Consider the following 13,918-nt stretch of genomic DNA (forward strand, 5'->3'; position numbering starts at 1 on the left):
TGCCGGGGTGATGCTTTCGTTCTTTCGCTTTCAGCTGGTTTCCGTTCCTACAGTTCTGCGGCGAGGTCGCGGAGTGGCCTTATCCGGACCTTGCCGTGTTCGAGGAGTTGTCCGCCCCAGACCCCTGTTTCGCGGGATTGCTGGGCGAATTGCAGACATCGACTTGTGAGGGGGCACTGTGCGCACACCTGCTTCGCGATGGCGATTGCTTCGTTGTTTCGCGGAAACCAGAGATCGGGGTTGGCTGCATCTCGGCACAGCGGTGCGGGCTGACTGTCTTCGCCGGAGACCAGATCGCCGTACGTCGTTGGAATTTGCTTGAGTTTCATGGTTTTGGCTCCTTTCTCGTCCGGTGAGGCCAGTCGGAGGTAGCGGTTAGTACATATCGTCGATGCGGAAATCTGATTCCTCGAGCACCGCGTCGAGCGCCGACTTCGCTGCTATGGCCTCTTCGAGGAAATCTTTCGCAGCCGCGACTTGGCTGCGGAACGCATGGAGTTCGGTGTCGTCCACGGCGTCGAGGAAGTCCGGCAGTTTGCTTCGGACGGCAGCAACGTCGGGTAGGCGTTCGCCGATCGAGTTGATGTCCTGCAGGTGGCGGACGAAGTCTCCGTGCTCCCGGAGCGCAGTCATCGCCGACTTCATGTCCAGGTGAGTGCCGTCGTGGGCCCCTGGCGGTACCGGCGGCAGATTTTCATTGCCTCCGCCCTCGAATGCTGCTGTCGCTGCTCCATTTTGCCCGCCGCCGTGAGCTGGTTGAGGGCCGCTGTCCGGAGAGTAAGAACCGTCAGTGTCTTCATCGTTGGAGGTTGCAGGTTTGCGTGGTGAGACTGCTCTCCCCCCGAATTCGCCTTCGCCTTGGATGGAATCGAAGTCGCCTGATGGTGCTTCGGGCGGCACATCGTCGGGGTCCGGTTGTGCTCTCGGTTTACGTCCTGCGTTCTCGTTGATGACGTCGTCGATTACACCGCTGACGTCGTCGGCCGTCGCGTGCTTTCCTCGCGCGATTTGGTCGACTCGGTCGGCTATCTGATCGACCAGATCGCGGTCCCCTGCTCGATCGACGCCTGGCGAGATTTCTCGCAGTGGCCGCTCCGGGATTTCGAGTTCAGTCATGTCGACACCGGTGCGCTCGGCGACTGCCCATGTCAACCAGGCGACACGCGCCATCCGGTGAACGTGCGAGTCCCCGTACGGCGCACCGGTCCGCGGATTGATTAACGATCCGCGGAACTCGCTGAGCAGCATCTCTCGTGGCGTCGGGTACCCCAATGCCTCGTGGGCACGCCGTACGAACAGTTGTCGCATCGTCGACTGAAACGTGTCGGCTGCGTGGATCGCCTTGCTGATCAGCTCGCGCGCTTCGTCAGGGCTGCATGGGCCCTCACCGGCGGCCCGTACGTCACCTTCCGCGATGTCGAGCCCACCAGCTGCTGCGGCGACGGCTGCGTCGATCTCGTCTGTCATGGACATGATCGTTCCCCGCTACCGTGCTGCGGCGCTTTGGCCGGCGATTGCCGGGTCAGCGCCCTGGTTGTTCTGTCCACGAGTGGCTGTCTGGCGTTCCCGGTTCGCTTCTGCGCGTTCCGGATCGATGCGGGTGACCCATTCGGAGGGCCGGATCCGTTCGGGGTCGCCTGCTGCCCGTTCGAGAGCTGAATGGCGGGCGGACGGAGTGGGCGCGATGTAGAAGCCACGTCGGCCCTTGAGCGCAGGTGTGCCGAGGAGTGTTGCCAGCTCTTGGCGGTAGTAGCTTTCCTGGCTCGTTCCGCGGTGCTTGGGCGGAATATCGACGGTGATGCCGCCGTCCTTGTCCGGGCGCACCGAGAATGAAACACGCGGTGGTCGGCCGGCGAGGAGCTTACGGACTCGGTAGGTGACCTGTTTAGTGTCGTCGAGGTCTACAGGCTTACCGGTGCGCTTGGACTGCTCCAGTGACCGATCCCATTGTGCTGGTTCGGGGATCGGGTTTCCGTTGGTGTCGCGGGGAGGCAATGCGGCGGGCGCTGCCATGCTGGCGCCGCTGCTGGGTCGGGCTTTGTAGGCTTCGGCGAACTCCGCGTTCGCGCTGGCCCTCATCTTCTGAATCTTCCCGTAGGACAGTCGTTCCTGGGCCCCGATCGGTGCGTCGGCGGCTACGTTGTCCGCAACGGTGGGGCCACCTGGCTGCGATTTTCCGGCGTTCCCGGCTTCGTATCGGCGTGCGAGGACGTTGCTGGTTGCCGCGATGTGGCGGCACCAGGATCGTTTGGAGTAGTCCTCGCAGCTGCATTTCAGGCCGCGTCCGCCCGCAGCGGAGTGTGGGGAGAACACTCGGCGGCCGTCGAGGTCTTCCCACACTGCGACGGTGCCGGACACTGTGGCGTCTGGATAGCTGGCGCGGACGGGTGGGTTGGCGATGTGTCCGCCGTTGGACGTGCTGAGGACGTCGGCTGCGCGCGCGGTGACGATGGTGCCTTCAACGGGCTCGTTGTTTTCTCCGCGAACCCGGATGGTGCGACTTTCGGTGGTGAAAGACTGTCGACGGTGCATCGGCTTCGCGACCTGTCCGCCGTCGTTGCCTTTCGTCTTCGCCAGAAGGGTCCGATAAGCGCTGCTCGCTGCGAGTTCGCGGGCCTTGTATTCCTCGCTTGGGCTACCCGGGACAGGGCAGCGGTGCCCGCTGTTGAGGGATGCGAATTGACCGCAGGAAGGGCACTTTCGCTGTACGAGAGATTCGGCGTAATCGTCTTCGTTCTCGAAACCGTAGTTGTCGAGTTTCGCTCCCCTGATCATGCCGAGATCGTTGATGGCCTGCCCGAATGCTTCATCGCTGTCGAGCATTGCCTGCACGTTCTCTGGAGATACTCGCCGCATGAAGGGTCTCGCTGTCCGCCGTTCACCGGACTTGGTGGTGTAGTCATGTGGGCGTACGACCAGAAGCCCGTTCTCGGGGTTGTAGGAGACGTCTTTGATCCACGACGCGGATCCCCCGCGTGCTTCGAGTTCCTTGTCGAGTCGCTTCTCCTGACGGCTGATCTGGCGTTGTGCGTCGCGCAGCTCCGCATCGTCCATCTCGGGGTTTCCGGCGAGTACTCCGCTGAGGCGCTGTTCATTGGCGGCCCTGAAAGCGGCGACGTCCTCGTACTGGCCGGGAAAGTGGGTATCCATGCCGGCCTGCAGTTCCTTGTCGGAACGCGAGAGCATCTTGCGGATTCGTCCGGCTTCCGCTGTGCGGTTGATGATTTCGGTCTGCTGCTGGAGCGACTTCTTCTTGCTGACGATGTCGCCGTTGGGGCAGGCCGCGCCGAGGTGCCCGAATTGGCCACACTGTTCGCAACGTATCTGTGCGCCTTCGGATTTGGGATCAATGAAGGAGCGCAGTTTGTGCTCGGGGCGGATCGCGGGTCTGGTCTCATGTGAGTGGACAGCGGCAAGTCGGCGTTGTTCCATCTGTCGCATGGTGTCGCGAGCACGACCGGAAATGCCCAGGTCGGACTGGTCTCGGGCTGTGATGCCGGCGCCCTTCATGCTGTTGCGGTAGTCGTCGGTGAGGCTGATGTTCGAGAAGTCACCCTTGCGGTTCATCAGAGTGTTCCACTCGCGTTGAGCTTCTCCCATGCTGATTCCTCGGTGGCGGGCGTTCATTTCGAGGAAATTGTCTTTCGCGGGTCCGATGCGTTCGAGGATTCCGCCCATGCGCATGACTGATGCCAGCTGCGCCGGGGTGTTCTGTTGTTCCGGCCCCAACGGCTTACCGTGTTCGTCTTTCCCGGTTTTCAGCCGGTCGAGTTCTTGGTCGATCCGTGTGATGTATCCCGGCTGTCCACCGCGTCCAGGGGAGACACGGTACTTCGACTCGTCGGAGAACGCAGTGGAGTCGGCGACGTCTTGACGGACGGCCTCCCAGACCTTTATCTGGGTTTGGCGCCACTGTTCGGGGTCTTGGGTGAACTGCCGATTCATGTCTTCGAGTTGGTGCGTGAACTCGTGCTGGGTCGACTGAACCTCAGCGTCGTGGAAGGCGCTTCCGCCCATCTGCCGTTGCAGTGCTTTCGTGAACCCGATGGTGAACGAGCGGCCCTTGTTTTCGCGGCAAACCATGCCGTTACCTCCCTGTGAGGTGGTGGATGTGGAGATCTCCGATAGGTGACATCATGCCGCCTTTGGCGCGAGTGCGCCAGCACCCTGTCCGGCTATAACTGCAGGCCAGACCGTTGTTTTTGAGGCGCGACGGGTGCTGTGTTGTATGTGTAGTACAGATATCGCAGACACTTCGTGTGCCAGTAAGTACCTCATGAATCATGGTGCGATTGTGCTGGGGATCCTTCGGCCAAACGCGCCTCGTTTGCCGCGTCGACAAGGATCGATTCGGCGCCTCGAAAGAAGTCGTCCGGTTGTTCGGTCGGGGTGACTTTCAGGTGTACGAGTCCTGCGTCACTGAGCGATTCGAGGTAGTCGTCCGGCGTGTCGATACGAAGGATCACCAGGTTGCTCCGGGTCTGAACCTCGACCTCTTCGTCGTGCTCGTCCAGTCGGATGATTGCTGACTCCGGGAAAGGGATCGGCTCCCAGGGTGAGTAATCACCAGTGTTGACGACAAGGCGTGTGTCAGCTGTCCAGACCCCTCGTTCCACGGTCGTCTGTATGAGGGTGCCGTCGACTCCGTCGATAGAGATCGGCACTTCTTCGATGACGCCTGCCGGTGACTGCCCATTCGGGTCGCCGGCGGACAGGAGAAGTGCGCGCTGCTCATCAGTCATGACAAGCCAGCTGCCATCGGCATGGGCCTCGTCGTTGATAGCGCTTTGCAGACGGACGCGTTGACCATCCGCATGACGCCGTCGAATCAGCGCCATCTCGTACTTGATGCGAGCTTGCTTGTCCTTGTATGCCATGTGAGCGGCGAACACAGCCAGCTCAGCTTCCGACACAGATTCACCAAGGTCGTCGCCTGGCGGCAACCCAGCGACTGCTGCGATCTCGTCGACGGGTTCGAGGTCGGACTCGTCAGGTGCAGGGACTGGGTGCAGATCGAGTTCGTCTAGGGCTGCAGTCAGTTCGGCATATCGGTCACCGAGCATCACCGCCAGGACGTCATCGACTCGATCTGCATAGACGCGGACACCTTCGAAAGCTGCGTCGTACAAGAACGGTCGAATCTGACCGACCATCGGGACTAATCGCCCATGCGCTTCGCCGACCGCGTGAACGTGTCCGTCGTCGATGACGAGCGGTCCGCATGTCTTGGTCGGATCCGCGGCCGCAGCGTCCTGGCGACTGATCGGGGTGATGCGGGGTGGTGTGTGAGTCATGGGTGACACCTTCCTGCCGGCGATGCCGGCAACCGTGAGTACAGATCACGGTAGAGGTGGGTGTTCCGGTCATTGATGGCTCACAAACAGCCCCATTCTCAGGCTCGTTCGAGCTCGTCGATCACTGCCTGGGAAACGACGGCGATGAATGATTCCGGTGTCACCGAGGTGAGGACCGTTGTGCGCTCGGGGATCACAGGGGCCGTCACCTTCGCTGAGGGCAGCACCCACAACACGATCGTTCCGGAGTCTCGAAGCAGGTCGATCGCGTTGTCAATGGCTGCGGCGTCGTCGGCCGGCAGCTTCCCGTCCGTCAGTACGACGACGATCCGTGCCCCGGTCCTGTTGAGAATGTCACTGTCTGCGATCACCTCGGTCAGCGCGATGTCGCAGCCGTCGGATCCGGATCCGCTGTCGACGACACGGGGCACCTGGGCGGGGGCCGTTCCGGCCTTGATGACGTCGAAAGTGCCACCGCCGAACCCTCGCACCGTGCAGGTACCGCCGAGTTGATGCACTGCGGACGCTGTCGCCCAGCCCAAAGGTCCGGCGTAGTTCGCCCACCGCGCCATTGTCAGTGACGCGTCGAAGACCATCGCGAAGGTCAACTGCACCCGCGCTCGAGGTGCGATCCTCTGCTGAGTCCATGGCTTCGCGGTCGCTTGCAATCCCAGTTGGGTTTGCGCGCTGTAGCGGACCAGTTCCCGGGGGTTGAGACGACCAGCTGGATACGCCACGGGCACCGAGCGCACACCCGGCGATCGGTAGCTTGCTTCAGACAGCTTGTCGGCGAACAGGTCCCGTGCTGTGCGTTCGGAGTCTGTGGGGTCGGAGTAGCTGAGCATTCGACTACGCGGCAATCCGATCCCGGCGGCGTCGAGAGGTTCGTCCACCAGCTTCGACCGGTTTCCAACGATTTCGAGTCCGGTTCCGTTGAAACGCGCTGCGATATCGAGCGCTTCGGCGACAGCGGCCTTGATGGCGGTCTCGATCGGCTCGATGATCTGTTGCACCACTTCGGCTGTGAGGGCCGTGTTTGGAATACCTTCAACTGCAGCGTCGACTGCTGCGCTGAAATCTGCGCCGACTGATTCCCATCGAGCGTGGTCGTGAGCGTCGAGACGCGTTGCCGTACGCCAGATTTTCACACAATTGGCTAACCCGTCGTGCCCGCAATGGTGCACGATCCACTGTTTCGCTCGCCGTATCATCAAGCCCGGCACAACAAGTAAATCCACTCGCGGGAGAACACCGGCGAGTAGGACACGCGCCAACTCCCTCTGAGTCAGCAAAGGTGGCATGGGAGCGAGCATTCCGAGTGCAGCGTGCAGGATGGTGCGCTCTCCGTCCCTCGCTACTGCCAGCTTCGACTCACAAACGATCTGTGCCAGGTCTCGCGCGGCCGCCCATGCCTCGGTTCCTCCGTGCTCGGGGTTCTGCCACCATCCGTCCACTGCGAAGACACTGAGTCGGGAGGCGATCAAGCCCGACGCCTCTGGATGCGCCATGCGATGCACCATCGAATCCATGCGGGTATCAGGGCTGATAACAGCGCCCATCCGCGCGACGTCGATGAGTAAACGGTTCGGGGAGAAGGCTGACAGCACTGGCGTTTCGAGCAATGCGGTGCCGTCGATGCCGAACAGGTGGACATCGACGGTGGTGTCCACGAGTTCGCGTGAAGCTGCTCGGATGGACTGCACCGTACGAATCCAGATGTCCGGAACTGTGCTCAATATGATCACTCCAATGTCTCGACCGCGGGCATCGTCAACATTGTGTCTGTACCGGTTCCGGTACAGGCAACTGCCGGATCTACTCGGTGGACTGAGAAAGGGCTTCGTGTGATTGTCTACGGGATCTCGTACACCACGGACCGATTTGCGCATGAGGTCAAAGAGGCGCATGTCGCCTTCGCTACGGATGCCGGAGTGTATGTGTCCGGTCACGTCGACGATCTGGTGATCGAGAGGACTGAACCGACTGTTGAGGCATTGACCGCTCTCGGGTTCCGGGTGCAGGAAGCCGCGGAGAAGGCTGCGGCTGATGCTGAACGGAATGTGCCCGGCGGTGTTCCGTACCAGCCGATGATCACTTCGATGCCAGGAGACAGCGACGCGATCCCCGATGACAACACCCAAGCCTGGCATGCGATCGCGCTGCGTCTGGCTGACCGATACGCGGGAATGGGCGGCCAATACGGCAGCGTCGAGGAATTCGTGGAAAAGGCCCAGTGGGCCAGAAGGGAAGTTGAACAGAACTCGGAAGGCCCCACCACCCCCACCTTTGTCGACGGCTACATCCCTCGCAGCGTTGACGGCGTCCACACTGACATTGAGATCTTGCGGCAAGCCCGCACATACGGGATGCACGTCATCCAATCCGGTCCGCCGGGGACCGGGAAGTCAACGTCAGCGACCGCTGCGCACGGCGACCATCTCCTTACCATCGCCTGCTACGACGGAATGACTTTCCAAGACTTGGTCGGGCAGTACCTCCCAGTGCCTGGCGAGGCAGGCGTGTTCCGGTACGTCGACGGCGCTCTGGTGACAGCGATGCTCACTGGCCGACCACTATTGCTCGATGATTTCGGGTGGATGCCGTCGGGCGTGCAGGCCACGCTGCTCCCTGTTCTCGATCACCGACGGACCTTGACGGTGCTCGACCGCCCCGACGAGCAGGTTATTACGGCGGCAGAAGGATTCTGCGTGATCATCAACCTCAATCCCGGTATCGGGTTCGGGGTGACCAGCCCAATCCGGGACAGGTCGGCGTTTGAACTGCACGTACCTGTGGACCTCAAGGCCGCCTCGAAACTCGGTATTCCCGCAGGGTTCATCGAGGTGGCTCAGCATCTGCACACTCTGGCTGACGGCGAAGCCGCCAATGGCATTCGCCGTTGGGTTCCGTCGATGCGATCTCTGATCAAAGCGCGTGATCTCACGATGGTGTTCGATGAGCATTTCGCTGCGTGCGCAATGTTGGGCGAATGCCCGGATGGGGAACAGCGGATGAAGTTGCAGTCTCTGCTCACGACAGAACTCGGACTGGGTATTGATGTCCCTGAACCGTTGCAGGCACGGTCACTCTAAGAAAGCCGGCAGGGCGCTGCAGGGAATGCTCCCCGCAGCGCCCCGAGGTGCATCGAAGAGTCCGCGATCCGTGGCCGGGCCTCACACCGACCACGTGCGACTACAACGAGCCACGACCGACGACGCGGAGGGTTTGCGTCGATCTGTCGTGCGCACCAGCACCGAAAGGTGCCATCGTGCTGCAACACCATCGTAGGGCAGTCGGCGGCGGTGTCGCACGATCTCTGGTTCGTACGACCGCTTGAATCTGGTGTCGGTGTTCGTTTGGCTCGGCGGGGCCCAAGCCGTGATGAGCCGTCTAAAGGAGCGCTACTTCCTTTTGAAGTGAGGACTAAGGTCCTAGTACTTTTTGATGAGACATCTAGCCCAATTGATGAGTGGGCACTCCCTTCAGAATTAGACGCAGAAAAGCGGTCGGGCCCGCCAGTTTCCTGGCTGGGCCCGACCGCTTCACTTCTACCTGCAATAACACTCGTATTCGGCGTGCCGAGTACGTGGCTAGATGCAGTTGGCGTTTGCCGCCGCGGTGCGCATCTCCGATGTCTCGAAAACCTAGCCGAACAAAATTGGGTTTGCAAGCCAACAAATCTACAACTTATGTGCTTAAACCTTGCATTAAATCTACGTCGAATTATGCCGTCACCCAACAATTTTAGAATTCACCCCACCACCCTGACGACGCCCGCAGCCAAAGATGGGCGATTCCGGTTGGGATAAGTTGGCCCGCAAGGTAAAGTTTCGGCGGTGACCAGCCCTGAGAAGCGATTCGGAGACATCGTCGCCAAGCGACGGTCAGCTCTCGGGCTCAATCGCAAGCAAGTGCAGCAGAACGGTGGCCCCTCCGACACCAAACTCGCAGCGATCGAATCAGGCGACTCGGACGCCCGAATGCACAGCTCAACGCTTGAAAAGCTCGACACCGCACTGCAATGGGTGCCAGGCAGCGCATCGCGAGCACTCAGCGGCGGTGAGCCAACACCGCTCTCCTCCCAAGGGGAAGCCTTACGTTTTGGCCCCAACGAGGTCGCGGTGCCGATCGTCGATCTCACGTCCCTGATACGTGCCACGGACACACTCAACATGGCGCTACTCGATCTCGACTCCCCTTCGGACGACGTCAAGAGTTCCTTCGCGGAGCTCTCCGCCGTCGTTTCCAGACTCACCCTGATCAAAGTCATCGACTTGTTCGAGCGGAACGCGGGCCCCGATCATCCACCGCCGCCGAATCTGGATCTCATCTTCGGCACTCATCTCAACCAACCCGCGGAACGACAAGGTGCAGATCCGACAGATCTCGAAGACCGCCTGTACCTACGCTGGTTGGCCCATCGCCGCGTCAACATAGATGCAGCCACCGAACATCGGTTCCGGCAACGGTGGTTCGATCACCAACCACTACAACCATCGAACATCAGCCAGCCGTTCACATCAGAGAGCGGTGGAGAATGAGCGCCATGAGTCTATCCGCGCGAGTGCAGAAGCTGTTCGACGCAGCCAATTCGGCTGGACGTACCGACACAGCAGAATCGGTCGCAGCCGCAGTTGGCGCCGCGCTGAGCCGAACCCTCAGCAGGGCAGACATACAGGCGTTGCTCGACGGTGCAGACACACCAGACAACGAAGTCCTGGCCGCCGTCGCTGCCCACTTCGAGGCGCCGGCCTCCTATCTGACCGGCACTCCCGAGGAACAGGCCGACTACGACGCACAGCTGGACTTCTACTTCAGTTTGACCACCAGCCAGCTCTCCACCATTGCGCTACGCGCGCGCAACGCGAACATGCCGTCTGCGGCGGTCAACGCGTTGACCAATCTGATCAACGAAACTCACGAAAAGTACGGCGATCCTAACGGCCAAGTCTCGTAGACATGGATGCTCTCGAAGACGCTCCCACCCCCGAGGAGCTTGCCCGCAGGGCGCTCGCAACCCTCCCCTTCTCGCGGCCGTGGTCAATCGAATCGTTCATCGCCGAGCTCGGGCTTCGCATCAACCGCCTGATCATCGTCGAGGATCTTCCGATCGATCTTCACAGTGAGATCACCGGGCTCTGGATACCCGCCAAACGACGGGACGTGATCTACGTCCGACATGACGCCGAAGGCAAATACCGCGAGCACATCATCTGCCATGAACTCGCACACATCGTCATGGCTCATCAGAAGAGCAACAAACAGGACTTCCTTGAGTACCTACGCACGAATATTCGCCGGGTCTCACCGCAGCTGCCGGACTACATGATCCACCGACTTGCGTTGTCACAGGTCTGCTTCACCCGTTCGACCCACACACTCCACCCGGTCGAAGTAGAGGCTGAGGAGCTGGCGACACTGATCATGGCTAAGGCCGACGAGATGCGTGCCCCCCTCTACCCAGACGATCTGCCGGAGACGCAGAAGAACCTCCTCCTACGTCTCGCAGGGATGATGGGTTGGCAAGTGCAGTGACTCTTTACAACTTCGCAGGCACACTCGTCCCGATCGCGCTCTTGACGTTTGTCGCGTTCAGAATCCCGATGTGGAAACGGAACCCGGACAGTCGGCCCCTCACAAAAGTGTTGGCCGCCCTCGGTTTAGGTCAAGCCGCGCGCATCCCCGTACTCTCCGACGACTACGTCGATGTTTGGCTTCACGACCTGACAGGTATCTGGAACATTCCGGACGCCACTGCGGTTCTGCTCGGAACTTTCGCCTTCTGCTGCATCGGCGAAGCCGTGGCAACTGTCGTTCAAAGCCCGTCATTCAACAAGACACGCCACCGACTGTTCACAGCAACTATGGTCACCGTTGCCGGCGTCGGGTTCCTGCTGTCGCCAGCGACTGACACGCCGACGAACTTCGTCTCGCGTGATTTCCCGCCCACTGGACCACTTTTGCTCTACTGGGGCGCGTATCTGGGGACATTGCTTTACGCGTTGGTGTTCGCGCTGTACTACCTCTTCGGGTTGCTCAGGGAACGCAGAGTGCGCAGCGGGCCGCTCGGTCGAATAGTGGCCGTTCTCGCCGCAGCATGTTCTCTCGGGTTTCTCTACGGGATCAACAAATTGCTGTATCTAGTTCTCCAAGCCGCTGGCGTCGAGAACTGGTACACCGATCATGCCCAGACGATCACATTGGTACTTGTCCTTGGCCCGATGATCATCGCGGGCTACGCACTTCTCGTGTTTGCGACCGCGATACTTCCGGACCGGTTGCGGCGCTATCAAGCGATCCGCGCCTACAGCGCGGAGTACGAAAAGATCGTTGCCACAGGAACAAACATGCTCATCCCACGCGACGCGGCCGTGTACAGCACCCGCCGCGCCGCGTGGAAAGGCAGCCGAACACCTGTTGCTACGCACCGCATGATGGTTGTGTTGTCCGACGCTGCGAAGGGCCCAGTCTCGGCGTAGTCGAGTTGTCAGTTACTCGGCGCGAATTGCATGGACAAGCCAGGTAACCGGCCCGAACTGTGCCTCGTCGTAAGGAACGTCACGGCCGATTGTCGCTCCGAATTCCTTGATCGTGGTTTGGTCCGCGATCACCCACCCGCGTGCTCCTACCCACGCAACCGGGTCTGCGACATGCGATTTGAATCCGATGCCCGCCGCTGTCGCCATCCCGGCAAGTTCCTTGGTCTGCTCTTCGGCGATCATTCCGGGCGCAAACGAGACGAACAGCAACTCGGATCCAGGCGCGCTTACCGCGGACAGTTCATCGAGAATCTGATCGTTCTGCTCGTCGGTGAGGTACATCAGAATGCCCTCCAAAACCCACACTGTCGGAACGTCGGCGTCGAATCCCGCTGCGGTCAGTTGTTTTACCCAATCGCCGGTCAGATCTGCGGGGACCACTGAGCGCGGGCCTGTCGCCTTCGCATTGGACTGTTCGAGAACCGGTTCTTTGAATGCGAAGACGTTCTCCAAGTCAACCTCGAAGAACGCGACGTCGTCGGGTAGGCCCAGGCGGTATGCCCTTGTGTCGAGGCCGGCCGCGGGCAGCACGACCTGGCGGGCACCTCGTGACACTGCAGCTTCGATTCGGTCGTCCAGGTAGCGGGTACGCGCCGCAACCGATTCGTATACGCGACTGGTGATGACGTGCTCGAGCTTGGCTTGTCCGACTGGCAGCCCTGATGCCTCCACGAGCGCGGATGCCAGCGGATCTTCGAACAGGGCATCGTCGCGAGTCGATTCAAGAGCCCGGAAGTGCGCGATCAGAACCGACGTTGAGGAGACATCTCCGGTTGCGTTGAATGCACTCATGTGTAGTGTGCCTGAGCCTTTCGTATGTTTTGGTCGTGAGCGCCGTTCGCGCGGCACCCTCTTCCGTGAGCGAACTATTCGGCAGGGTACGAGAGATCAGCTGGCAGCGCGAAGGCGACACCGGCCGGCCATCTCAGTGAGTAGCCGTCGAGATGCGGTCGTAGTCCTCGTGTGGCGCTGCCACCTGCACATCCGATCCTGCCGTCGAATCGATCTGACGGTTTCGCCACAACATTGCCGCACCACCGAGCAACGCGATCACGCCGACTGCACCTAACCCCATGGGCGCGTACTGAGTTCCCCACACGATCAGCCTCTTGTATCGGACGGCTTGTGCAAGCTGCTCGGACTTCGTCTGCGCATCCAACGCCGGGGCCATCTCCACAATCGTCACCGACTCCGGATCGTCCGCCGTGCGGGCGTAGTACTGCCGCGCGTACTGATTGCCGGCAACGATTGCCCCGGTGACGGGCTCAACCCACAAGTCCCTCTTCGCGGTGTAGAAGCGGTGCATCAGCACCTGTGCGTCCGGATCACCGGACAGCCCCCACACGGACGCGGGGAGGGTGAGTTTGCCTCCAGTGTCCATGGGGTCGATCGTGTGGGAGAAGTGGAAGACCTCGGTGCCGTCGATCTGGGTCGTTTCGACGAAGTCGATCGGATACGTTTCGCGGGCCAACGTGTCGAAATATGGGTAGGACTGCTTCTGCAGGTGGAAGGGGAACTTGAAGTTGACGCCTTCCGCGACGACTTCCTCTCCCGGTTTGTCTGCGTATCTCTGGATGGTCGCCGGCGGATCCTGGACCGGCAGTGCTGTTGCCCTGTCCACAGTGACGCGATAGACGTTTGCGCTGACAACAGCAGCGTCGCCTTCGCGGTCGTCACGAGTTACTTTCTGTGTCGACTGGATCGTCACGATGTCGGAATTCGAAGGTTCCTCGCCCGTGACGTATTGCTGGACTGTCACAGCCACGCCGGAGTTGATCACCACTTTCCCGGTGTCGATCGCGCCCATATCCAACAGGGTCGCGTTGTTGTCTGTGGCCACGGTGGGCGCATCGATCGACAGCGGCGTTTTCACGAGTTTCGGTGCAGCATAGGTCGGAATCAGCACGGCCACGGTAGTGAAACCAGCTCCCAATCCGATCAAACCAAGAGCAGCAGCACGCTTCGTTCTAACAGTTGCCATTTCACTTGCCTCCCCCAACGGATCTTGAGCGTCTCGATCGTCATGTGCAGATCCGCGCCGGGCAAGCCTATCGAGGCCACGATTCGCGAACATCTGCGACCTTC

12 protein-coding genes are annotated in these 13,918 nt (G+C 60.7%); 5 read left to right on the top strand and 7 right to left on the bottom strand.

The features are described 5' to 3' along the window. Nucleotides 1-47: 47 nt before the first annotated feature. From EHW12_RS30830 to EHW12_RS30850, 5 genes are all read right to left on the bottom strand, one after another. A complete protein-coding gene (locus EHW12_RS30830) occupies nt 48-329 on the bottom strand; it encodes a WhiB family transcriptional regulator (protein WP_052959766.1) in 282 nt (93 codons plus the stop codon). A gap of 46 nt (nt 330-375) precedes the next feature. Further along, a complete protein-coding gene (locus tag EHW12_RS30835; protein ID WP_047269090.1) occupies nt 376-1,473 on the bottom strand; it encodes a hypothetical protein in 1,098 nt (365 codons plus the stop codon). A gap of 12 nt (nt 1,474-1,485) precedes the next feature. Next, the gene (locus tag EHW12_RS30840) at nt 1,486-4,083 is read right to left on the bottom strand and encodes a hypothetical protein (protein ID WP_047269091.1); all 2,598 of its coding nucleotides are present in this window, start codon (nt 4,081-4,083) and stop codon (nt 1,486-1,488) included. A 191-nt stretch (nt 4,084-4,274) separates the two neighbouring features. Further along, nucleotides 4,275-5,294: a hypothetical protein gene (locus tag EHW12_RS30845; protein WP_047269092.1), complete on the bottom strand. Its 1,020-nt coding sequence runs from the start codon at nt 5,292-5,294 to the stop codon at nt 4,275-4,277. A 98-nt stretch (nt 5,295-5,392) separates the two neighbouring features. Next, on the bottom strand, nt 5,393-7,030 hold the full coding sequence (locus EHW12_RS30850) for a hypothetical protein (RefSeq protein ID WP_125053026.1): 1,638 nt from the start codon (nt 7,028-7,030) through the stop codon (nt 5,393-5,395). 42 nt (nt 7,031-7,072) lie between these two features. Here EHW12_RS30850 and EHW12_RS30855 point away from each other — a divergent pair, with 42 nt between their 5' ends. The 5 genes from EHW12_RS30855 (at nt 7,073) to EHW12_RS30875 (ending at nt 11,773) form a co-directional block, all read left to right on the top strand. Further along, nucleotides 7,073-8,386 (top strand): AAA family ATPase, encoded by a 1,314-nt coding sequence (locus EHW12_RS30855; RefSeq protein ID WP_125053028.1) that lies wholly within the window; start codon nt 7,073-7,075, stop codon nt 8,384-8,386. A 744-nt stretch (nt 8,387-9,130) separates the two neighbouring features. Then, nucleotides 9,131-9,835, top strand: coding sequence for a hypothetical protein (locus EHW12_RS30860; RefSeq protein ID WP_052959768.1), 705 nt, complete (start codon nt 9,131-9,133; stop codon nt 9,833-9,835). A gap of 5 nt (nt 9,836-9,840) precedes the next feature. After that, nucleotides 9,841-10,251 (top strand): hypothetical protein, encoded by a 411-nt coding sequence (locus EHW12_RS30865; RefSeq protein ID WP_125053030.1) that lies wholly within the window; start codon nt 9,841-9,843, stop codon nt 10,249-10,251. A 2-nt stretch (nt 10,252-10,253) separates the two neighbouring features. After that, nucleotides 10,254-10,829, top strand: coding sequence for a hypothetical protein (locus tag EHW12_RS30870; RefSeq protein WP_047269095.1), 576 nt, complete (start codon nt 10,254-10,256; stop codon nt 10,827-10,829). Then, nucleotides 10,814-11,773, top strand: a complete 960-nt coding sequence (locus EHW12_RS30875; protein ID WP_164490648.1) for a hypothetical protein — start codon at nt 10,814-10,816, stop codon at nt 11,771-11,773. Before EHW12_RS30870 ends, EHW12_RS30875 begins: the two co-directional genes overlap by 16 nt. Nucleotides 11,774-11,785: 12 nt before the next feature. On the opposite strand, the gene EHW12_RS30880 is transcribed toward EHW12_RS30875, so the two are convergent. Together EHW12_RS30880 and EHW12_RS30885 are read right to left on the bottom strand one after the other, a co-directional pair. After that, nucleotides 11,786-12,625 (bottom strand): SAM-dependent methyltransferase, encoded by an 840-nt coding sequence (locus EHW12_RS30880; protein WP_052959769.1) that lies wholly within the window; start codon nt 12,623-12,625, stop codon nt 11,786-11,788. Nucleotides 12,626-12,758: 133 nt separating this feature from the next. Further along, on the bottom strand, nt 12,759-13,814 hold the full coding sequence (locus EHW12_RS30885) for a DUF3068 domain-containing protein (protein WP_164490649.1): 1,056 nt from the start codon (nt 13,812-13,814) through the stop codon (nt 12,759-12,761). Between the last annotated feature and the right edge of the window lie 104 nt (nt 13,815-13,918).

The organism is Rhodococcus sp. NJ-530, from assembly GCF_003860625.1.
Lineage (GTDB): Bacteria > Actinomycetota > Actinomycetes > Mycobacteriales > Mycobacteriaceae > Rhodococcus_F > Rhodococcus_F qingshengii.